The organism is Novosphingobium sp. SG751A, from assembly GCF_013149295.1.
In the GTDB taxonomy this organism is placed as follows: domain Bacteria; phylum Pseudomonadota; class Alphaproteobacteria; order Sphingomonadales; family Sphingomonadaceae; genus Novosphingobium.
The window spans coordinates 78,644-98,863 of sequence record NZ_JABGCB010000001.1; the positions used below are offsets into that span (position 1 = coordinate 78,644).

Genomic DNA, 20,220 nt, shown 5'->3' on the forward strand with positions numbered 1-20,220 from the left:
ACCTTGCTCAATTGGCACAGGCGGATCGCATTCCCAAACGGTCGCATGCGACATCTGTGCGGTATGTGAAGGAATGGACGACGATGAGCGCATTCGGTCGACGCACTGGCCCCGGCAGCTTCGGCGCTGGGGCAAGACCGCAGTTCGGCGTAGCGCGCCCGATGCGGGCCGATGGATTGCCGACCGGCGCGCCGCCGCCGCCCCCTTCGGGCGGGGATCAGTTTCCGCCTTTGCCCGCCGATACCGAGATGTCGATGGACAGCAAGGGTGGCGATGCGATGGCGCGCCTTGCCGAGCGGATGAACTCGACCGTCGAAGGCACCCGTCAGGCCGAAGGTTTTGAGGCCAGCGTTCACAAGATCAAGGAGCAGGTGCTGCCCCGCCTGCTGGAGCGCGTGGACCCGGAAGCCGCCGCCACGCTGACCAAGGATGAGTTGGCCGAAGAATTCCGTCCGATCATCATGGAAGTGCTGGCCGAGCTGAAAATCACGCTCAACCGGCGCGAGCAATTCGCGCTGGAAAAGGTACTGATCGACGAATTGCTGGGCTTTGGTCCGCTGGAGGAATTGCTCAACGATCCCGACGTGTCCGATATCATGGTGAATGGCCCGGACCAGACCTATATCGAAAAGAAGGGCAAGCTGACCCTTTCAACGATCCGTTTCCGCGACGAACAGCATCTGTTCCAGATTGCCCAGCGCATCGTCAATCAGGTCGGTCGCCGCGTTGACCAGACCACCCCGCTGGCCGACGCCCGCCTGAAGGACGGCAGCCGTGTCAACGTGATCGTGCCGCCGCTGTCTTTGCGCGGCACGGCGATCTCAATCCGTAAGTTTTCCGAAAAGCCGATCACGATCGACATGCTGCGCGATTTCGGCTCGATGAATGACCGGATGGCTACCGCGCTGAAAATCGCGGGCGCATGCCGGATGAACATCGTGATTTCGGGCGGCACGGGTTCGGGCAAGACGACCATGCTCAACGCCCTGTCGAAAATGATCGATCCGGGCGAGCGCGTGCTGACCATCGAAGACGCGGCCGAACTTCGCCTGCAACAGCCGCACTGGCTGCCGCTCGAAACCCGCCCGCCCAACCTTGAAGGGCAAGGCGCGATCACCATTGGCGACCTTGTGAAAAACGCCCTGCGTATGCGGCCTGACCGCATCATCCTGGGCGAAATTCGCGGCGCGGAGTGCTTCGACCTGCTGGCCGCGATGAACACCGGCCATGACGGCTCGATGTGTACGCTCCACGCCAACAGTCCGCGTGAATGCCTTGGCCGTATGGAAAACATGATCCTGATGGGCGACATCAAGATCCCCAAGGAAGCCATCAGCCGCCAGATCGCAGAAAGCGTCGATCTGATCGTTCAGGTCAAGCGCCTGCGCGACGGCAGCCGCCGCACCACCAACATCACCGAAGTGATTGGGATGGAAGGCGACGTCATCGTGACGCAGGAATTGTTCAAATTCGAATATCTGGACGAAACTGACGATGGCAAGATCATCGGCGAATGGCGCTCTTCGGGCCTGCGTCCCTATACGCTGGAAAAAGCGCGCCAGTTCGGCTTTGACCAGACCTTCCTTGAGGCATGCCTCTGACAGGCTGATGCGGGCGCGGCATCGCGCGATGCGCAAAATAGCGGTGCAACAATCGGCCCCGATGGGTTAAGGGCCGCGCGTGCCTCAACATCAACGCCCCTTTCTGGCGCTGGCCCTGCGCCTTGCCGCCACGCTCGCGCTGGCCACGCTTTATATGATGGTCAAGCTGCTGCATCAGCGCGGCGTGGCTCTGCCCGAAATCATGTTCTGGCGTCAGGCATTAACGCTGCCTCTGCTGGGCGGATGGCTGGCGGCGCGAGGGCGGCTGTTCTCGCTCTATACTCGGCGGCTGAAAACCCATGCTTTGCGCACGATCACCGGATCGATCGGCATGGTTTGCCTGTTTGGCGCCCAGGTGCTGCTGCCCCTGCCCGTGGCCACCGTGTTGGGCTTTACCACGCCGCTTTTCGCGGTGCTGCTGACGGCGATTGTCTATAAATCGCCGCCGGGACGGCTGCGCTGGATGGCGGTGGCGCTTGGCTTTGGCGGGGTGCTGATCATCACCGCGCCGGGCGATGGCGCCTCGATTGCAGGGGGCATTTCGCCGCTGGGGTTGGCGGCAGGGCTTTGCTCTGGTTTTCTGGTGGCGGTCATCAGCCTGCAAATCCGCGATCTGACCAGCACCGAGACGCCGATTGCGGTAGTCTTCTACTTCGCGCTGTTCGGCACGCTGCTGCTGACCCCGACGATGCTGTGGTATATGACGCCGCATTCGCCCGCGCTCTGGACCGAAATCATCGCGATGGGCGTGGTGGGCGCGCTGGCGCAGGTGCTGCTGACGGCGGCACTGCGCTATGGTTCGGCGGCTAGCGTGCTGGTGATGGATTATGCCACGCTGATCTGGACGACGATCTATGGCTGGACGATCTTTGACCAATTGCCGCCCGCACATACCTGGGCCGGGGCGCCACTGATCGTGGCGGCGGGGATGATGATCGCCCTGCGCGAACATCGCCGGGTTAAAGAGGGCCGCATCAAGGCCGCCCGCGAAGCCGCCTGAAGCGGGCATAGAAAAAGGGCCGCCACGCGAAACGCGGCGGCCCCCTCCTGCGACCCTATAGCTTAGTCCTTCCAGACCAGCTTGGGCTTGCGCGCCGCCAGCGTTTCATCAACGCGGCGACGCGGTGTATAGTGTGGTGCGCTTTTCAACGTCACATCCCCTGCCCGCCCACGCTCGGCCAGCGAGCGCATCGAGGCGATCAGACGGTCGGTGCCCGCCTTGCTCTCGGTTTCGGTGGGCTCGACCAGCATCGCGCCATGAACCACCAGCGGGAAATAGACCGTCATCGGGTGGAAACCCTCGTCGATCAGACCCTTGGCAAGATCCAGCGTCGAGAAGCCCTCGGCCATGCCATTGTCGCTGAACAGCGCCTCATGCATGCAGGGGCCATAGGCGGCAAAGGGCGCGTCCAGCACATCTTCCAGCTCGCGCAGGATGTAATTGGCGTTGAGCACCGCGTCCTCGGACACCTGACGCAGACCGTCCGCGCCGTGGCTGAGGATATAGGTCAGCGCGCGGGTGAACATGCCCATCTGGCCATGGAACGCGGTCATGCGGCCAAAGCTGTTGGGGTGGCCGTGATCATGCGCATCGCCCTCTTCGACCAGATGCGCGATGCCATCGGCATCGAGCGTGGCGAAGGGCAGAGGCGCAAACGGAGCCAGCGCCGCCGACAGCACCACCGGACCCGAACCCGGACCACCGCCGCCATGGGGCGTCGAAAAGGTCTTGTGCAGGTTGATATGCATCGCATCGATGCCAAGGTCGCCGGGGCGCACCTTGCCGACGATGGCGTTGAAGTTGGCGCCGTCGCAATAGACATAGCCGCCCGCTGCGTGAACCGCGTCCGAGATCGTCTTGAGATCGCGCTCGAACAACCCGCAGGTGTTGGGGTTGGTGATCATCACGCCTGCAATGTCCGGACCCAAACGCGCGGTCAGCGCAGCCACATCCACACGGCCATCCTCGGTCGCGGGGATATTTTCCACGCGGAAACCGGCAAAGGCGGCAGTGGCCGGGTTCGTGCCATGCGCGCTTTCGGGCACCAGCACGACCGGACGTTCCTCACCGTGCGCGGTCAGCGCGGCGCGGATGCAGAGCAGCCCGCAAAGCTCGCCATGCGCGCCCGCCTTGGGCGTCATGGCCACAGCGGGCATGCCCGTCAGCGCCATCAGCCAGTCGGCCAGTTGCGTGATGACCTTCAAGGCGCCCTGCACCGTCTGCGTCGGCTGCAACGGGTGAACGTCGGCAAAACCGGCCATCCGCGCGACCTTTTCATTGAGGCGCGGATTGTGCTTCATCGTGCAGGAGCCGAGCGGGAAAGGCCCCAGATCAATGGCATAGTTCTGACGCGAGAGGCGCGTGTAATGGCGCACCACTTCCGGCTCGGTCAGGCCCGGCAGAGCGGGCGCGGCCTTGCGCAGGAACTTGCCCAGCGCGGGTGCGGGAGCCACATCGGCATCGTCAAAATCGACGCCATAGGTGCCGGGCGCGGCCAGTTCGAAGATCAGCTTTTCTTCAAGATTGAGGCCATGATCACCGCTGACCGTGGCGGGCAGGACGGCGCCCGCCTCGCCCATTTCCGGGCGCCAGCCCGAAGCGTTGGGAGCGTTCATCACAGCACCTCCTTCAGCGCCGCCACAAGGGCCGCAATATCTTCATCGCTCGTGCATTCCGTTGCCGTCAGCAGCAGGCCATTGGCCAGTTCGGGCTTTTCCGAATAAAGACGACCCAGCGGCACACCGCCCAAAATGTCCTTTGCCGCCAAGGCATCGACGACTTCTCGCGCATCCTTGGGCAGGATCACAGTGAATTCGTTGAAATAGGCATCATTCAAGACAGTTACGCCCGGAACCTGCGCCACAGCCTGAGAAAGAGCCTGCGCCTTGCCATGGTTGACACGGGCCAGACGTTCCAGACCAGCGCCGCCCAGAAGGCTCATATGAATGCTGAAAGCCAGCGCACAAAGGCCTGAATTGGTGCAGATATTGCTGGTCGCCTTTTCGCGGCGGATATGCTGCTCGCGCGTCGAGAGCGTCAGCACGAAGCTGCGCCGTCCTTCGGCATCCAGCGTTTCGCCGCAAAGGCGGCCGGGGATCTGGCGCAGGAACTTTTCGCGGCAACCGAACAGGCCCAGATACGGCCCGCCAAATTGCAGGCCAACGCCCAGCGACTGCCCCTCACCCACAACGATATCCGCGCCCAGCGCACCCGGTGCTTCGAGCAGACCCAGCGCAACCGGTTCGGTCACCACAGCGATCAGCAGCGCGCCATGCGCCTGCGCCGCCGCCGAAATCGCGGCCAGATCGGGGATGCGGCCCAGAATGTCGGGATATTGCACCACGACCGCGCTGGTTTCGCCGTCGATGGCCGCAATGATCGCGGCATCCTCGGCGTCCGCCGACAGCACCGGGGCCTGCGCCACCAGCACGTCATCGGTGAAACGCGCCATGGTCTGCGCGGTAGCTACATAATGCGGATGCAACCCGCCCGTCAGGATCGACTTCTTCCGCTTGGTCACGCGATGCGCCATGGCGATCGCTTCCCAGCAGGCGGTCGAGCCGTCATAGAGGCTGGCGTTCGCAATATCGGTGCCCAGCAAACGCGCCACCTGCGTCTGGAACTCGAACAGGACCTGAAGCGTGCCTTGGGCGATTTCGGGCTGATAGGGCGTATAGGCGGTCAGAAACTCGCCGCGCTGGATCAGGTGATCGACGCTGGCCGGGATATGGTGCTTATACGCGCCGGCCCCCAGAAAGAAAGGCGCAGCCCCGGCCGAGAGGTTTTCTCCGGCAAGGCGGCCCATGTGGCGTTCGACAGCCATTTCGCTGGCGTGGGCCGGAAGGCCCGCGATGGGCCCGGACTGCAAAGCATCGGCGGGCACATCGCAAAACAGCGCATCAATATTGTCCACGCCGATCCGCGCCAGCATCGTGGCGCGGTCGGCCGGGGTGAGAGGCAAATAGCGCATGGGCGATTAAAGCTCCGCAATATAGGCGGCGTAAGCGGCCTCATCCATCAGATCGGCCAGTTCGCCCGCGTCCGAGACGCTCATGCGCCACAGCCAGCCTTCGCTCTCGGGCGAAGTGTTGACGAGTTCGGGGGCTTCTTCCAGAGCCGGGTTGCCCTCGGTCACTTCGCCCGAGACGGGGGCGTACACGTCGCTGGCGGCCTTCACGCTGTCGACCACAGCGGCGGTGTCGCCCTTGCTCACGGGTTTGCCCGCTTCGGGGACTTCGACAAAGGTGATGTCGCCCAGCGCGTTCTGCGCGAAATCGGTGATGCCGACGGTTGCCACATCGCCGTCAACGGAGATCCACTCGTGGTCCTTGGTGAAATAACGGGTCATTTTGCGGCTCCTTTGCGGAAATAGCGATGGGGAACGAAAGGCATGGCAGCGACGGTGGCAGGCAGCTTCTTGCCGCGCACGTCGATAAAGAGTTCGGTGCCGGGCTCGCCCAGGGCGGCGGGCACATCGGCCATCGCGATGGGGCAGCCGAGGCTGGGCGCGAAACCGCCCGAGGTCAGGACACCGACCTTTTCCTCGCCATGGTAAACCTCGGCGCCTTCGCGCGCGGCCTGACGGCCCGAGAGCTTAAGGCCCACGCGGACTGTTTCGGTGCCCTGCGACAGGCCGGTCAGGATACGGTCGGCGCCGGGAAAGCCGCCTTCGGCGCGGCGACGCTTGGAAATGGCGAAGGAGAGGCCCGCGCTGATGGGGTCAATTTCTTCATTCAGATCATGACCATAGAGCGGCAGGCCCGCCTCCATGCGCAAGCTGTCGCGCGCGCCAAGGCCGATGGGCTTGACCGCCGGGTGGGTGCAAAGCATCTCGGCCAGCGCCTCGGCGCTTTCGGCGGGCACGGCGATTTCATAGCCATCTTCGCCGGTATAGCCGCTGCGGCTGATATGCAGTTCGACGCCGTTCCACACATAGGGACCGGCCTGCATGAAGGAAAGCTGGTCGACGGGCACGATCTGCGGCTGGGCGGGCGCGATGCCGAAGGAGGCCAAAGCCTCAGCAGCGCGGGGGCCTTGCAGGGCCAGCAGCGCGAATTCGTCGCGGTGAGTCAGCGTGATGTCATCGGGCAGGAATTCGCGCAGATGGCCGATGTCGTCCCACTTGGTCGCGCCATTGACGATCAGGAAGAAACCACCGGGCCAGCGCGTGATCATCAGATCGTCGATGATCCCGCCGGTTTCATTGAGCAGCAGCGAATAGCGCTGGCGACCAACTTTCAGGATCGAGAGATCCGCGGGCATCAGCGCTTCAAGAGCGGTGACAGCGTCCTGCTGATCTTCATCCTCGCTCGACACGACCAACTGGCCCATGTGGCTGACGTCGAAAAGCCCCGCATTCTCGCGCGTCCACAGGTGTTCGCCCATGATGCCTTCATATTGGACAGGCATCCAGTAGCCGGCGAATTCGACCATGCGACCGCCGCGCGCGCGGTGCCAGGCATCGAGAGGGAGCGTGAGGGTTTCGGGGGTTTCGGCTTCGTCGCCCGAGTCAATATTGTATGTGTCGCTCACAAATCAGCCTTCCGCACAGCGTTGCACCAGTCCTGGTGCCCCCTCTGTCACGGAAACCTGAGAGCTTAGCCCGCGCATGGGAATGCGCAGATTTACCCCTTCGGCGGCCCCTGCGCCCTATGGCCCAGTTGCACTTTCCAGAGCGTCGCTATTGACCGACACGGTCCTTATTGCCTGAGAGATTCCGGGGCGGTTGCTCCTTCGGCGCCGGATAATTCTTGCGAATCACCCGAACTCTCCCGCATCGTTCAGCGACTGAGATTCGCCATCTCTTTTTGCGGCGCAAAAGTCAAACAGCCTGTCAGAAATTCTACCCCAATACGTAATCCGCTCCATAAATCCGGCGCAATCGGGGTCAGACGTTGCTCAATCCTTCGGGGGCTGTGCCGTGGATCATGCGGTATTGCGCGATGGCGAAACGGTCGGTCATGCCTGCGATGAAATCGGCAATATGGCGGCTGCGCTGCGGCTCTTCCTGCGGCAGGCGGGAGGCCCATGCCTCGCCCATGCGGGAGGGGTCCTCGCGATAGGCGGCGAACAGGCCCGAAACGACCTGATGCGCCTTTTCCGCCGTGGCCAGTTGCTCCGGATGGTAATAGAGCCGGTCATACATGAACCGCTTGAGGGTCCGCTCGGCCTCGGCCATGGCGGGCGAGAAGGCGGCGCTGGCGCGGGATGCGGCGCGGATATCGACAATGCCGGCCATGCCCTGCGTGCGGCTTTGCGTTTCGGCAATCACGTCATTGACCATGATGCCTATCTGGCTGCGCACCAGCTCACGCAGCTTGCGGTCATGGGGGGCGCTGGGGTGTTTGGCCTCAACCGCGCGCCATTGCTCGGCCACGAAGGGCTGGGTCAGCAGATCGTCGAGATGCAGGAAACCGGCGCGCAGACCATCGTCAATGTCGTGATTGTCATAGGCAATATCATCGGCAATCGCGGCCACCTGCGCCTCAAGGCAGGACCATTCGCCCAGATGCAGCGGATAGGCCGCGTCCAGTTCGGCCAGCGCCCAGTTGGGGCTGCGCACCGGCCCGTTATGCTTGGCCAGCCCCTCCAGCGTCTCCCACGTCAGGTTCAACCCCTCATGCTCGCAATAGGGGCTTTCCAGACGCATCAGCGTGCGCAAAGTATTGGCATTGTGGTCCCAGCCGCCCTGCTCTTTCAGCGCCTCGTCCAGCGCATCCTCGCCGCTGTGGCCAAAGGGCGGGTGGCCGATATCATGGGCAAGACAGAGCGCCTCGGTCAGATCCTCGTCCAGCCCCAGCACACGCGCGATCACGCGGCCGATCTGGGCCACCTCAAGGCTGTGCGTGAGGCGGACCCGGTAGTGATCGCCATCGGGGGCGACAAAAACCTGCGTCTTGTGCCGCAAGCGCCGAAACGCAATCGAGTGGATGATCCGGTCGCGGTCGCGCTGATAGGGGCTGCGCGGGCCGCGGGCGATCGAGCCTTCGAGCGCGAATTCACGACCAAGGGTTTGCGATGGGTCGCAGGCCAGGGGGGATAGAGGCATGGGGAGGAAGTAGCGGAGGGAGAAGGAAAAGGAAAGGTGCGAGGGACTTGTCCCTCGCGCTCCCATTACTGTCTTTGTTGTGCGTGAGGTTCCGGCGGCGGGTGCTGGACGCGGCGTGGAAATGAAAAGCCTGCTGCGCGGATAGGGACAACCTCACCACGCCGCAGGCTTTAAATCACCCCCCTACCGGCGAATATCGCACCACCCCAAAAATGGGATTGTAAAGGGTCGAGACCCTTTGCCCGCCGGAGGCAAACCTTATCTTTCCCACCCGCTCATGCACAAACCAGCCGCCGCCGCCGTCACCCGAATAACCTCAGGGTCCTGAATCCGGCGCACCGCCATCACATAATCGAACAGCGACCGCTTGGGGCCTTGCAGCGCCTCCAACTGCCGCAACTGGCTGATGGTCAGCTTATCCACCATATGCTCGGCCATGCAGGCCGAAACCGGTTCGGACAGCCCCGCCCCCACCAGAGCGGATTTCACCCGGCCACGGGCGATCCCCTGAACACAGCCCGAAAGGGCGAGGGTAAGGGCAAGAGCTGTCAGAACTTTACGCATTATCAGACCTTTATCAGTGAGCCAGCGCCTTGACGATGTCTTCCACCATCTTCTTGGCGTCGGCCAGCAGCATCATGGTCTGGTCCATGTAGAAGACATCATTATCAACACCTGAATAACCCACACCGCCCATCGAGCGTTTGACGAACATGACGGTCTTGGCCTTGTCCACGTCGAACACGGGCATGCCATAGATCGGGCTGGACTTGTCGGTCTTGGCGGCGGGATTGACCACGTCATTGGCGCCGATGATGAAGGCAACGTCGCACTGGCCGAACTCGGAATTGATGTCCTCCAGCTCAAACACCTCATCATAAGGCACGTTAGCCTCGGCCAGCAAGACATTCATATGGCCGGGCATTCTTCCCGCGACAGGGTGGATCGCATATTTGACCGAGACGCCTTCCTTTTTCAGCACATCGGCCATTTCACGCAGAGCATGCTGGGCTTGGGACACCGCCATGCCATAGCCGGGGATGATGATGACGCTTTCCGCCTCCTTCATCAGGAAGGCCGCGTCTTCGGCGGAACCGCGCTTCCACGGGCGCTGCTCCTTGGGCGCGCCGCCCGACGCCTCGGGCGCGGCGCCAAATCCGCCCGCGATCACGCTGATAAAGCTGCGGTTCATCGCCTTGCACATGATGTAGCTCAAGATCGCACCCGAGGAGCCCACCAGCGCCCCGGTGATGATCATCGCGCTGTTATGCAGCGTGAAGCCCATCGCGGCGGCGGCCCAGCCCGAATAGGAATTGAGCATCGAGACAACCACCGGCATGTCCGCCCCGCCGATGGGGATGATCAGCAGGAAACCGATGATAAAGGACAAGAGCGTGATCACGCCGATCACCCAGAGCGACTGATCCATCGTGAAATAGCCGACAAGGCCAAGGATCGCGATGATCGTGCCAAGATTGATGACATGGCGCCCCGGCAGCATGATCGGCGAACCCGACATCTTGCCCGCCAGCTTGAGGAAGGCGATGATCGAGCCGGAAAAGGTGATCGCGCCGATGGCGATGCCAAGGCCCATTTCGATGCAGGATTGGGCGGCGATGTGGGCCACTCCGGGGATGGTGACCGACGAGCCCCCCATAGCCTGCGCAAGCTGAGCACGAACTGGATCTGTCGCCGACGCGTTGCCGAAATCAACGGAAAGCACCAGATTGGCCAGTTCAGCAATCCCGAATGCCTGTGGATTCAGGTAAGCCGCCCAACCCACCAGCACGGCAGCCATACCGACCAGCGAGTGGAATGCCGCCACCAGTTGCGGCATCGCCGTCATGGCAATCCGCCGCGCGATGACAAAGCCAATGCCGCCGCCCAAAGCGATCGCAGCGGCAATCAGCCCAAACGAACCAAAGTCGGGAACAGTTTGAAGCCCATGCTCAATCGCAGCAGGCGCTTCGCTATAAGGATTAACCGCGGTGGGAAAATGCGTCACCAACGTCGTGACCACGGCAATCACCATGCCGATCATGCCATAGCGATTACCCGAACGACTGGTCGCCGGAGACGACAGGCCGCGCAGCGCCAGAATGAACAGCACGCCCGAAACGAGATAGGCGAACATCGCCCATGAAGGAGTAGCGACGTGCTCCATCACTTCTTCTCCTTCTTCTTATACATGGCCAACATGCGCGCCGTAACCGCAAAGCCGCCAAAGATGTTGACCGAGGCCAGCACCACCGCACCCAGCCCCAGCCATTTCGACACGCCGCCCGCAGCGCCCAGCCCCGAGGCCGCCGCCGCAATCAGCGCGCCCACCACGATCACCGAGGAAATGGCGTTGGTCACCGCCATCAACGGCGTGTGCAGCGCGGGCGTGACCGACCACACCACATAATAGCCGACGAAACACGCCAGCACGAAAATCGACAGGATCGAGATAAAGTCCATTGCGCCCTCCCCTCAGAGCAGTCGCGGATTGACGATCTGACCACCTTGCGTCAGCCGGATCGCGTTGCCGATTTCCTCGTCCAGAACGGGTCGCCCCGTCTCCTTGTCCCAAAAGGCCGAGAGGAAGTTGTAGAGATTGCGCGCGAACAGCGCCGAAGCATCGGCGGGCAAATGCGCAGGCGTGTTGCTGTAACCGATGATCTTGACGCCGTGGCGATCCACGATCTGATCGGGAACGGAGCCTTCGACATTGCCGCCCTGCGCCACGGCAAGGTCGAAAATGACGCTGCCCGGCTTCATCGTCGCGATCTGCGCGTCCGAAATCAGGCGCGGCGCGGCGCGACCGGGGATCAGCGCCGTGGTGATGACGATGTCCTGCTTGGCGATATGGCTGGACACCAGTTCGGCCTGCGCCGCCTGATATTCCGGGCTCATTTCGGTGGCATAGCCGCCCGCGCCCTCGCCCTCGATGCCCGCTACATTTTCCACGAAGATCGGCTTGGCGCCAAGGCTCTGGATCTGCTCTTTGGTCGCACTGCGCACGTCCGTGGCAGACACCTGCGCGCCCAGACGCCGCGCGGTGGCGATGGCCTGAAGCCCCGCCACGCCCACGCCCATAATGAACGCCTTAGCCGCCGAAATCGTGCCCGCCGCCGTCATCATCATCGGAAAGGCGCGGCCGTAAACGCCCGCCGCGTCGATCACCGCCTTATACCCGGCCAGATTGCTCTGCGAGGAGAGGATATCCATCGACTGCGCGCGGGTGATGCGCGGCATAAATTCCATCGCCAGCGCCTCAACCCCGGCCGCCGCATAGGCTTCAATGCGCCCGCGCTGACCAAAAGGATCAAGCCCCGCCGCGACCCACACGCCCGGCTTTGCGCCCGAGAGCAGGCCCGCATCAGGCCCCTGAACCCCCAGCACAATATCCGCGCCCGCCATCACCGAGGCCGCATCGCCCAAGACCGCACCGACGGCCGCATAATCAGCGTCAGCAATCGAGGCGGCAAGCCCCGCCCCGCTTTCCACCGCCACAATCGCGCCAAGGTTTGTGAACTTCTTCACCGTTTCCGGCGTCACGCAGACGCGCGTTTCCCCCGCCGCTCTTTCTGCAAGAGCGGCGATACGCAATTTATCCGTCATTCCAGACCTTTCAGCGGGAGATGAGATAGACGACGAAAGCGGCCACGATGGCGATGACCGGGGTGCTGACCTTGATCAGGCGAATGAAACCCTCATAGGTTTGCCGCGCGGTGGTAATATCCTGAGTGTTTGCCATTGATTTTACCCCTGTCCCATTATTCTTGTGCAATTCTTATCACCCTCAATCCTCAGCACAAGGCCAAACATGATCCACGGCAAAAGATAAATTGCACTATAGGTCAAATTTCATTTTCCACCACGAAGCCCAACATGGTGGACGCCGCCCCGGAAAAAATCAGGACCGCTGACAAGACGCGCTTAAGCAGGTCTTTACCCAATTTGGCTAAATCCTGCCTTTATGACGACAGACCGCGCAAATATGGCAGAAACCGAACAGCGCCTGCTGATGCTGATCGACGATGAGCCGGCGCAAAGCCGCCTGATCACGGCACTGGCCGCGCGCGAAGGCTGGCGAACGCTGGTGGTGGGCGATGCCGAAACGGCGGTGGCCATGCTGGGCACGCGGCAGGGCATGCAATTGGGCGCGGTTATCCTTGACCAATGGGTGCCGGGCGATGAAGCCTGCTCGCTGATCGCGGATCTGCGCAGCCGCCGCCCCGCCCTGCCGATCCTGATGCTGACGACCTCGGCCTCGCCCCTGTTGGCGGTCGAAGCCATGCGCGCGGGCGCAACCGATTACCTTATCAAACCCATCGCGCCCGACCGCCTGATGAGCGCATTGCGCAACGCCACCACGCGCGAAACGCCGCGTGATGAATTGCAGCCGTTGACCGAAAAGATGAACGGTCCGGCCGATTTCGAATCCATGATCGGCGCGGCTCCGGCTTTCCGCACGGCCCTTGCCATCGCCGCCAAATCCGCACGCGGTCAGGGCCACCTGCTGATCGAGGGCGAAAGCGGCACCGGCAAGGAAATGCTGGTGCGCGCGATCCACGCCGCTTCGCAACGCGCCAAGATGCCGCTGCGGATGGTCAATGCCGGATCGACGCCGGGCAATTCGATCGAATCCGCACTGTTTGGCCATGAAAAGGGCGCCTTCCCCGGCGCGTTTGATCGCCAGATGGGCGCGATCCAATATTGCGACGGCGCCACGCTGGTCATTGACGAAATCGACCGCCTGCCCATGGGCGTGCAGGAGCGGCTGGCTGAATATCTGACCACCGGATCGTGCCGCCCCATCGGTGCGCGCCATGCGTTCCGGGTCGATGTGCGGCTGATCGCGGCCTCGAACTATCCGCTGAAAGATCTGATCGTCCACGGCGATTTCCTGCCCGAACTCCACGCCGCGATCTGCGCGACCACGGTGTCGCTGCCGCCGCTGCGCGCGCGACTGGGCGATATTCCGGCGCTGGCGCGGCACTTCCTTGGCCGCATCGGCGAGCAACCGGGCCTGCGTGAACTGGGCATAACCGATGGCGCGCTGGCGCTGCTCTCGGCCTATGACTGGCCGGGCAACGTCCGCCAGCTTCAGGCCGTCCTGTTCCGCGCCGCCGTCTTCTGCGATGGCGACGCGCTGACCGCCGACGATTTCCCTCAACTCTCCAGCATGATCACCGCCGAACCGCTGGCCATCAGCAATGGCGTGAGCCACGAAAGCGCGGGCGTGATGCTGTTCACCGCCGACGGCAATCTGCGCCCGCTGGAGGACATTGAGGCGGACGTGATCCGGCTGGCCATCGGGCACTATCGCGGCCGCATGACCGAAGTGGCGCGGCGGCTGGGGATTGGGCGTTCGACACTGTATCGAAAGTTGAGCGAGCTTGGGATTGGGGACGCGGCTTAGCCGGGTTTAGATAAGGCCTCCGGCGGGCAAAGGGTCTCGACCCTTTGACCGCCGGAGGCAAAATCCCTTACCCCACCAACTGCCCAAAATCGGTCAAAGCCGCATCGCGCAAACCGCGCCACACATGCAGCGCCTGCACCGTCTGCGCCACGTCATGCACGCGGATAACCTGCGCCCCGGCATCCATCATCCGTCCCGCCAGCATCAGCGATCCACCAAGCCGCTTGTCGGCAGGCGCCTCGTTGGAAAGCGCTCCGATCATCCGCTTGCGGCTGGCGCCCACCAGCAGCGGGCAGCCCAGCGCGTGAAACAGCGGCAGCGCGTTCATCAGCGCGAGATTTTCCTGAAGGGTCTTGCCAAAGCCGATGCCGGGGTCGAGCAGGATGCGGGTCCGTGCCACGCCTGCCGCCTCGGCTGCATCACGCCGCGCGCGCAGCCAGTCGAAGACGTCGAGCACGACATCGCCGTAATGGCCGTCCTCGTGAAGGTCCTCGCCCTTACCCGGCGCATGCATGATGCAGACGGGGGCGCCGCAATGGGCGGCAAATTCAAGGCTGCGCGGATCGTGGCGCAGGCCCGAAACATCGTTCCACAGATGCGCCCCCGCTGCCAGCGCAGCCTCAAACACGCCCACGCGGCGGGTGTCCACGCTGATCGCCGCGCCGGTGCGGGCCAGCTTCTCGATCACCGGCACCACGCGCTCGATCTCGTCGCCCTCCCACACCGGAGGGGCGCCGGGGCGCGTGCTTTCACCGCCAATGTCGATCATCGCCGCGCCCGCCTCCAGCATCGCACTGGCGTGGACGACGGGCACATCAGGCCCGGAAATATTGCGCCCGCCATCGGAAAAACTGTCCGGCGTGACGTTGAGAATGCCCATCACCTGCGGCTGATCGAGGCGGATGGTGCGCGCGCCCATCTGCAACGGCGCGCGCGGGGAGCGCAAAGCCTCCCACTGTTCTTCGACATCACGCCGGATCACGCGCCCCGCCTCGGCCACGCCAAAGCGGGTGCGTTCGACAATCTTTCCACCCTCGCGGCGGATCAGCGCGAAACGGCTGGCATAGGTCAGCCCCCCAGCCAGACGGACGGCTTCGCCTTCCTCCGACTGGGGGCTGTCGGCAAGGGCGATCGGGCGCAGGTAAACAGTCATAGACCCGCGCTTAGACCCGATCAGTCCTCGTTTGCCAGCAGATAAAGCTGACGGATGGCGTCGAGCGGCTTGACCTGCCCCTCATGCTCGATGTTCCAGAAGGTCCAGCCGTTGCAACTGGGCGCGCCCTGCAATTGGGCGCCGCAGGAGTGGATCGACCCCTCGGTCTTGCCCGAAACCAGCGAACCGTCGGCGCGCACGGTGGCGGTAAAGGCCGGGCGATTGCGCCCCTTCTTGCCGGTCAGCACGGTGCCGGGCTTGACCCAGCCGGTCTCGATCAGCGTGCCGAAAGGAACCTTGGGCGCGGCGCGCTTGCTCTTCATCGTGCTGATGGCGGATTCATCGAGAGGCAGCGCCATCTCGATACGCTCCATCGCGGCCTCGCGGTAATTGCTCTCGCGCTCGCAACCGATCCATTCGCGGCCAAGGCGCTTGGCCACGGCCCCTGTCGTGCCCGTGCCAAAGAAGGGATCGAGCACCACATCGCCCTTGTTGGTCGTGGCCAGCATCACGCGATAAAGCAGGCTTTCCGGCTTCTGCGTCGGGTGGACCTTGGCCCCACCCTTCTTGAGGCGTTCGCCCCCGTTACAGATCGGCAGCACCCAGTCCGAACGCATCTGAAGCTCGTCATTCAGCGTCTTCATCGCGCGATAGTTGAACGTATATTTCGCCTCTTCGCCCATGCTGCACCAGATCAGCGTTTCATGGGCATTGGTAAAGCGCGTGCCCTTGAAATTGGGCATCGGGTTCGACTTGCGCCACACGATGTCGTTCAGGATCCAGAAGCCCATATCCTGAAGGATCGCGCCGACGCGGAAGATGTTGTGATACGAACCGATCACCCAGAGCGAGCCGTTGGGCTTCAAAACGCGGCGCGCTTCGGCCAGCCAGGCGCGGGTGAAACGGTCATAGGTGCCAAAGCTGTCGAACTTGTCCCAATCGTTGGTGACGGCATCGACATGGCTGCCATCGGGGCGGGCAAGGTCGCCGCCAAGCTGGAGGTTATACGGCGGATCGGCGAACACCATATCGACGCTGGCGGTGGGGATCGAGCGCATCGCCTCGATGCAGTCGCCGTCCAGAATGCGCCCCAGCGGCAATTCGCTCCGGGGCGTTTCGACCGGCTTGAGGACAAGATCCTTCTTGATGCGGCTGGCGATTTTGCGCGGCGCCGGGGTGGAGCGCAGGCGCTCCTTGAGAAGGACGTTGCCCATGAGGATTCCTGTGAATAAGTGCGTTGAACGGCCCCCTCAATGAGTCATTCACAGACTCACGTCAAGGCCCGACTCGTGGGTTAAGCACGAGTCGCAAGGGTAAAACCGAGTCAAGAACAGGAGAACAGAAAGAGTCTGACACAAGGGATAGAGTCACCCGCGACTCGGCAGACTCAACATCTAGTGGCGTGACAATCGAGACCCAGGGGGCAATTTTTTACAAAAATGACAATTGCGCGACCGGGGCAAACGTCCGCCGATGATGCTCGCAAGGCCCATGTTCGCGTAAGGCTGTCAGATGCTGCGCCGTGCCATATCCGGCGTTGCGCTCCCAGCCGTAATGGGGATGGAGCGCCGCCAGCGCGCGCATCACCCGGTCGCGGTGTTCCTTGGCGATGATGCTGGCCGCGCTGATCGCCGCCTCGGTGGCATCGCCCCCCACAATGGCCCGCGCGGCCCAGCGCCAATCGCCTACGCGCCCCTCAGGCGTCTTATTGCCGTCGATCAGCACCATCGCCGGATCGCCGACCTTGTCCACCAGCGCACCGACCGCCCGCGTCATGGCCAGCATCGTGGCGGCAAAGATATTGATCCGATCGATCTCATCGGCCTCGACCACGCCGATGGCCCAATGCGCCTCGGCCATGATCCGCGCCTCCAGCGCCGCGCGGCGCTTGGCCGACAATTTCTTGCTGTCGGCCAGCCCATCAATGGCACTCTGCCCCAGCCACACCGCGCCCGCCACCACAGGCCCCGCCAAGGGGCCGCGCCCCGCTTCATCCACACCAAAGATCATGGCCGCAGCCGTGCCGCCACCTGCCGGCGCCTGCAAGCATTTCCTTGCATATGATCCCCCCCTGCCCTAACGCGCGCGGCATTATGGCTATCGAACCCTCGCTCATCCCGCTTGATAATGTTGATCCCTCGCTGGTCGAGGAATTGCTCGATCGCGCGTTTGAGCCGGAACGACGCCAACGCACCGCCTATAAAGTGCGCGGCGATGCCGAATGGCTGCCCGCCCTCTCCTTTGCCGCGGTGGACGAGGAGCAGCATGTGGTCGGCTCGATCCAGTGCTGGCCGGTGGCGCTGACCGATGCCGATGGGCGCCGCCATCCGATGGTCATGGTCGGCCCCGTCGCCGTCCTGCCCGAGGCGCAGGGGCGCGGCTTTGGCAAGGCACTGGTCACCGCGGCCATTTCGGCCATGAACCCCAAGGCGCCGCTGCCCATGGTGATGATCGGCGATCCGGAATATTACGGCCGCTTCTGGGGCTTTACCAATGCGCCCACGGGGCAATGGGATCTGCCCGGACCGTTCGAACAGGCCCGCCTGCTGGTGCGCTGCGACAATGCCGCCGTCCTGCCGCAACAGGGCATGCTGGGCCCCTGGGCATAATTTTGGGCAGGCGAAACACTGGCGCATAGCGCCCGCCTGCCCCATATTGCCGCCATGCCTTATACGCCTCCCCCCGATCTGGCCGCGCTCTCGCTGGAAGATATTGCCCGCATGGTGGCAGAGCGCCGCCTGCCCCCGGTCGATCAATGGCATCCGGCCGAAGAAATCGACAGCCAGATGGAGATCCGCGCCGATGGATCGTGGTGGCATCAAGGTGGACCGATCACCCGCCCGGCCATGGTGCGCGCCTTTTCCACGCTGCTGATGCGCGACAAGGCCGGCCAGCACTGGCTGGTCACGCCGCAGGACCGGCAGAGGATCGCGGTGGTCGATGCCGCCTTTGTCGCGGTGGATGTGGCGCGTATTGACGGGGCGCTGGCGTTCCGGCTGAACACCGACGACACGGTGATCGCCGGGCCGGACCATCCGCTGATCGCGCGGGGGGATGCGGAAACGCCCGCGATCTATCTGGCCGTGCGCCACGGTTGCCTTGCGCGGATCAACCGGTCCACATGGGGACAACTGGTGGATATGGCGCTGGAGAACCAAGGGGAGAATATGGGGACAGACGGTGGACTGTCTGTGGACAGCCTGGGGATAAGTTTCCCCCTGACGCCGCAATGAGCGCAAAACAATGAGTAATCTCAAGCACAAGCTGGAGCGGCTGTATCACGCCGGGATGGCGGGGCCTGTCCCTGCGCTGTTTCCCGATCCGCGCACGGCGGGCATAGACGAGTTCAAACCCGCCGCCGTGCTGATTGCTGTGACCGAGCGGACCGCGCCCGGCGTGCTGATGATCCACCGCCCCGGCACCATGCGCGCCCATGCGGGGCAGGTCGCCCTGCCCGGCGGTCGCCTCGATCCGGGCGAAACCGATATCGACGCCGCCGTGCGCGAGGCGCAGGAAGAACTGGGCATTGATCCGCGTCATGTCGATGTGATCGGCCCGCTCGATGTGTTCCTGACCGGATCGGGCTATGCGGTGACACCGGTGCTGGCGCTGATCCCGCCCGATCTGCCGCTGGTGCCAAATCCCGATGAAGTGGCGCAGTGGTTCGAGGCCCCCTTCGGCTTTGTCATGGACCCGGCCAACCATCAGCGCCGCGCCATCGAATGGGAGGGCAAGACCCGTCATCTGGTCGAAATCCCATGGGACGGGCATCGTATCTGGGGCATCACCGGGGCCATTCTGGCCAATCTTTCTAAGCGATTGAACTGGCATGACTGAATTTTTGAAACGCGAAGGCTGGTTGATCCGCGAGGATCTGGCGCAATTGGTGGCCGCCGTCGGTCCCTTGCGCTGGGTGGGCGGGGCAGTGCGCGATACGCTGCTGGGCTTGGCCGTGAAGGATATGGATGCGGCAACGCCCCTTCTGCCGGGCGAGGTGATCGCGCGGTGCAAGGCAGCGGGCATCCGCACCGTGCCCACCGGCATCGAGCATGGCACGGTAACGGCGCTGACCGATGGCGGGCCGGTGGAGATCACCACGCTGCGCCATGATGTATCGACCGACGGGCGGCGCGCGACCGTGGCCTTTGCGCAGGATTGGCGCGACGATGCGGCACGGCGCGATTTTACCATCAACGCGCTTTATGCCGATCCGGCCACGGGCGAGGTCTTTGACTATTTCGGCGGGCTGGCGGATCTGGCCGCGCGGCGGGTGCGCTTCATCGGCGATGCGGCCCAACGCATCCGCGAGGATCATTTGCGGATTCTGCGCTATTTCCGCTTTCAGGCCCGCTTTGGTCAGGAGGCCGATCCTGTGGCCGAACAGGCCTGCGCCGCGCTGGCCGCCACGCTCAAGGGCCTGTCGCGCGAGCGGATCGGAATGGAGATGATGAACCTGTTGGGCCTGCCCGATCCGGCGCCCACGGTGGCGCGGATGGCGGAGTTGGGCGTGCTGGCGGTGGTTCTGCCTGAAGCCTCGGTGGATGCCCTTGCCGATCTGATCGCGCAGGAGCGGGCGCAAGGCGTGGCCCCCGATGCGCTGCGGCGGCTGGCGGCCCTGCTGCCGGCGCAATCTGGATCGGGGCCCGGATTGGCCGAACAGGTCGCCTCGCGCTTTCGTCTGTCGGGGGCACAGAAAAAGCGCCTCTCTCAAGCCGCTGCGCGCAAGGATGAAGCAGGAGATGCCTATGCCTTGGCCTATGCACTGGGCATGGAAGGGGCGATGGACCGGCTGCTGCTGACCGGGGGATCAATTGCGCCTTTGTGCGGCTGGACCATCCCGCTTTTCCCCCTAAAAGGCGGCGATATTGTCGCGCGCGGCGTTGCTGCCGGGCCTCGTATCGCCCATATTCTCCGCTCGGTCGAAGGGCGGTGGGTGGCCGAAGGGTTCCCCGATGCCGCCCGTGTCGATGCCCTGTTGAACGAGGCCCTGTTGAACGAGGCCCCTTGAGG

Annotated in this window: 20 protein-coding genes and 2 riboswitches; of the genes, 7 read left to right on the top strand and 13 right to left on the bottom strand. The window is 63.5% G+C overall.

Features of this window, described 5'->3' with window-relative positions:
• The first annotated feature begins 83 nt into the window (after positions 1 to 83).
• Entirely contained in the window at positions 84 to 1,601 is a 1,518-nt protein-coding gene (locus FHW96_RS00375) for a CpaF family protein (protein WP_172338590.1), read from the top strand.
• Between the two features lie 79 nt (positions 1,602 to 1,680).
• On the top strand, positions 1,681 to 2,601 hold the full coding sequence (locus FHW96_RS00380) for a DMT family transporter (protein WP_371815599.1): 921 nt from the start codon (positions 1,681 to 1,683) through the stop codon (positions 2,599 to 2,601).
• A 62-nt stretch (positions 2,602 to 2,663) separates the two neighbouring features.
• On the opposite strand, the gene gcvPB is transcribed toward FHW96_RS00380, so the two are convergent.
• The 10 genes from gcvPB to FHW96_RS00430 form a co-directional block, all read right to left on the bottom strand.
• On the bottom strand, positions 2,664 to 4,217 hold the full coding sequence (gcvPB, locus tag FHW96_RS00385) for an aminomethyl-transferring glycine dehydrogenase subunit GcvPB (RefSeq protein WP_172338591.1): 1,554 nt from the start codon (positions 4,215 to 4,217) through the stop codon (positions 2,664 to 2,666).
• Positions 4,217 to 5,572 (bottom strand): aminomethyl-transferring glycine dehydrogenase subunit GcvPA, encoded by a 1,356-nt coding sequence (gene gcvPA / locus FHW96_RS00390; RefSeq protein WP_172338592.1) that lies wholly within the window; start codon positions 5,570 to 5,572, stop codon positions 4,217 to 4,219. The genes gcvPB and gcvPA overlap by 1 nt, the downstream gene beginning before the upstream one ends.
• 6 nt (positions 5,573 to 5,578) lie before the next feature.
• Positions 5,579 to 5,950: a glycine cleavage system protein GcvH gene (gcvH, locus tag FHW96_RS00395; RefSeq protein WP_172338593.1), complete on the bottom strand. Its 372-nt coding sequence runs from the start codon at positions 5,948 to 5,950 to the stop codon at positions 5,579 to 5,581.
• Entirely contained in the window at positions 5,947 to 7,134 is a 1,188-nt protein-coding gene (gene gcvT, locus FHW96_RS00400; RefSeq protein WP_371815600.1) for a glycine cleavage system aminomethyltransferase GcvT, read from the bottom strand. The genes gcvH and gcvT overlap by 4 nt, the downstream gene beginning before the upstream one ends.
• 34 nt (positions 7,135 to 7,168) lie before the next feature.
• Positions 7,169 to 7,285: riboswitch (glycine riboswitch) on the bottom strand.
• Positions 7,286 to 7,386, bottom strand: a riboswitch (glycine riboswitch).
• A 103-nt stretch (positions 7,387 to 7,489) separates the two neighbouring features.
• Positions 7,490 to 8,650 carry a deoxyguanosinetriphosphate triphosphohydrolase gene (locus FHW96_RS00405; protein ID WP_172338594.1) on the bottom strand — a complete coding sequence of 387 codons (1,161 nt, stop codon included), beginning with the start codon at positions 8,648 to 8,650 and terminating at the stop codon, positions 7,490 to 7,492.
• A 258-nt stretch (positions 8,651 to 8,908) separates the two neighbouring features.
• Positions 8,909 to 9,214: a hypothetical protein gene (locus FHW96_RS00410; protein WP_172338595.1), complete on the bottom strand. Its 306-nt coding sequence runs from the start codon at positions 9,212 to 9,214 to the stop codon at positions 8,909 to 8,911.
• A 13-nt stretch (positions 9,215 to 9,227) separates the two neighbouring features.
• Positions 9,228 to 10,814, bottom strand: coding sequence for an NAD(P)(+) transhydrogenase (Re/Si-specific) subunit beta (locus FHW96_RS00415; RefSeq protein ID WP_172338596.1), 1,587 nt, complete (start codon positions 10,812 to 10,814; stop codon positions 9,228 to 9,230).
• The gene (locus FHW96_RS00420) at positions 10,814 to 11,110 is read right to left on the bottom strand and encodes a proton-translocating transhydrogenase family protein (protein ID WP_168605214.1); all 297 of its coding nucleotides are present in this window, start codon (positions 11,108 to 11,110) and stop codon (positions 10,814 to 10,816) included. Before FHW96_RS00420 ends, FHW96_RS00415 begins: the two co-directional genes overlap by 1 nt.
• Before the next feature lie 12 nt (positions 11,111 to 11,122).
• Complete coding sequence (locus FHW96_RS00425) at positions 11,123 to 12,253, bottom strand: NAD(P) transhydrogenase subunit alpha (RefSeq protein WP_172338597.1); 1,131 nt, start codon at positions 12,251 to 12,253, stop codon at positions 11,123 to 11,125.
• Positions 12,254 to 12,263: 10 nt separating this feature from the next.
• Entirely contained in the window at positions 12,264 to 12,422 is a 159-nt protein-coding gene (locus tag FHW96_RS00430) for an aa3-type cytochrome c oxidase subunit IV (protein WP_256432788.1), read from the bottom strand.
• Between the two features lie 210 nt (positions 12,423 to 12,632).
• Between FHW96_RS00430 and FHW96_RS00435 the strand changes: the two genes are divergently transcribed.
• Positions 12,633 to 14,057 carry a sigma-54 dependent transcriptional regulator gene (locus tag FHW96_RS00435; RefSeq protein WP_172338599.1) on the top strand — a complete coding sequence of 475 codons (1,425 nt, stop codon included), beginning with the start codon at positions 12,633 to 12,635 and terminating at the stop codon, positions 14,055 to 14,057.
• 67 nt (positions 14,058 to 14,124) lie between these two features.
• Here FHW96_RS00435 and folP read toward each other — a convergent pair whose 3' ends face one another.
• The 3 genes from folP to FHW96_RS00450 all read right to left on the bottom strand — a co-directional run bounded on the left by folP (position 14,125) and on the right by FHW96_RS00450 (position 17,220).
• On the bottom strand, positions 14,125 to 15,210 hold the full coding sequence (folP, locus tag FHW96_RS00440; protein ID WP_172338600.1) for a dihydropteroate synthase: 1,086 nt from the start codon (positions 15,208 to 15,210) through the stop codon (positions 14,125 to 14,127).
• A gap of 20 nt (positions 15,211 to 15,230) precedes the next feature.
• The gene (locus tag FHW96_RS00445) at positions 15,231 to 16,424 is read right to left on the bottom strand and encodes a site-specific DNA-methyltransferase (RefSeq protein ID WP_172338601.1); all 1,194 of its coding nucleotides are present in this window, start codon (positions 16,422 to 16,424) and stop codon (positions 15,231 to 15,233) included.
• Positions 16,425 to 16,641: 217 nt separating this feature from the next.
• Positions 16,642 to 17,220 carry a ribonuclease HII gene (locus FHW96_RS00450; protein ID WP_172338602.1) on the bottom strand — a complete coding sequence of 193 codons (579 nt, stop codon included), beginning with the start codon at positions 17,218 to 17,220 and terminating at the stop codon, positions 16,642 to 16,644.
• Positions 17,221 to 17,303: 83 nt separating this feature from the next.
• Between FHW96_RS00450 and FHW96_RS00455 the strand changes: the two genes are divergently transcribed.
• The 4 genes from FHW96_RS00455 to FHW96_RS00470 are packed head-to-tail and all read left to right on the top strand — an operon-like array spanning position 17,304 to position 20,218.
• The gene (locus tag FHW96_RS00455; RefSeq protein WP_172338603.1) at positions 17,304 to 17,819 is read left to right on the top strand and encodes a GNAT family N-acetyltransferase; all 516 of its coding nucleotides are present in this window, start codon (positions 17,304 to 17,306) and stop codon (positions 17,817 to 17,819) included.
• Positions 17,820 to 17,873: 54 nt separating this feature from the next.
• A complete protein-coding gene (locus tag FHW96_RS00460) occupies positions 17,874 to 18,443 on the top strand; it encodes a DUF1285 domain-containing protein (RefSeq protein ID WP_172338604.1) in 570 nt (189 codons plus the stop codon).
• Between the two features lie 10 nt (positions 18,444 to 18,453).
• A complete protein-coding gene (locus FHW96_RS00465; RefSeq protein WP_172338605.1) occupies positions 18,454 to 19,047 on the top strand; it encodes a CoA pyrophosphatase in 594 nt (197 codons plus the stop codon).
• The gene (locus FHW96_RS00470) at positions 19,040 to 20,218 is read left to right on the top strand and encodes a CCA tRNA nucleotidyltransferase (RefSeq protein WP_172338606.1); all 1,179 of its coding nucleotides are present in this window, start codon (positions 19,040 to 19,042) and stop codon (positions 20,216 to 20,218) included. The genes FHW96_RS00465 and FHW96_RS00470 overlap by 8 nt, the downstream gene beginning before the upstream one ends.
• The last annotated feature ends 2 nt before the right edge of the window (positions 20,219 to 20,220 follow it).

Coding starts and splice junctions, on each gene's coding strand:
- FHW96_RS00375 (WP_172338590.1), top strand. CDS start 84: ATGAGCGCATTCGGTCGACGCACTGGCCCCGGCAGCTTCGGCGCTGGG.
- gcvPB (WP_172338591.1), bottom strand. CDS start 4,217: ATGAACGCTCCCAACGCTTCGGGCTGGCGCCCGGAAATGGGCGAGGCG.
- gcvPA (WP_172338592.1), bottom strand. CDS start 5,572: ATGCGCTATTTGCCTCTCACCCCGGCCGACCGCGCCACGATGCTGGCG.
- gcvH (WP_172338593.1), bottom strand. CDS start 5,950: ATGACCCGTTATTTCACCAAGGACCACGAGTGGATCTCCGTTGACGGC.
- FHW96_RS00405 (WP_172338594.1), bottom strand. CDS start 8,650: ATGCCTCTATCCCCCCTGGCCTGCGACCCATCGCAAACCCTTGGTCGT.
- FHW96_RS00410 (WP_172338595.1), bottom strand. CDS start 9,214: ATGCGTAAAGTTCTGACAGCTCTTGCCCTTACCCTCGCCCTTTCGGGC.
- FHW96_RS00415 (WP_172338596.1), bottom strand. CDS start 10,814: ATGGAGCACGTCGCTACTCCTTCATGGGCGATGTTCGCCTATCTCGTT.
- FHW96_RS00420 (WP_168605214.1), bottom strand. CDS start 11,110: ATGGACTTTATCTCGATCCTGTCGATTTTCGTGCTGGCGTGTTTCGTC.
- FHW96_RS00425 (WP_172338597.1), bottom strand. CDS start 12,253: ATGACGGATAAATTGCGTATCGCCGCTCTTGCAGAAAGAGCGGCGGGG.
- FHW96_RS00435 (WP_172338599.1), top strand. CDS start 12,633: ATGGCAGAAACCGAACAGCGCCTGCTGATGCTGATCGACGATGAGCCG.
- folP (WP_172338600.1), bottom strand. CDS start 15,210: ATGACTGTTTACCTGCGCCCGATCGCCCTTGCCGACAGCCCCCAGTCG.
- FHW96_RS00445 (WP_172338601.1), bottom strand. CDS start 16,424: ATGGGCAACGTCCTTCTCAAGGAGCGCCTGCGCTCCACCCCGGCGCCG.
- FHW96_RS00450 (WP_172338602.1), bottom strand. CDS start 17,220: ATGATCTTTGGTGTGGATGAAGCGGGGCGCGGCCCCTTGGCGGGGCCT.
- FHW96_RS00455 (WP_172338603.1), top strand. CDS start 17,304: ATGGCTATCGAACCCTCGCTCATCCCGCTTGATAATGTTGATCCCTCG.
- FHW96_RS00460 (WP_172338604.1), top strand. CDS start 17,874: ATGCCTTATACGCCTCCCCCCGATCTGGCCGCGCTCTCGCTGGAAGAT.
- FHW96_RS00465 (WP_172338605.1), top strand. CDS start 18,454: ATGAGTAATCTCAAGCACAAGCTGGAGCGGCTGTATCACGCCGGGATG.
- FHW96_RS00470 (WP_172338606.1), top strand. CDS start 19,040: ATGACTGAATTTTTGAAACGCGAAGGCTGGTTGATCCGCGAGGATCTG.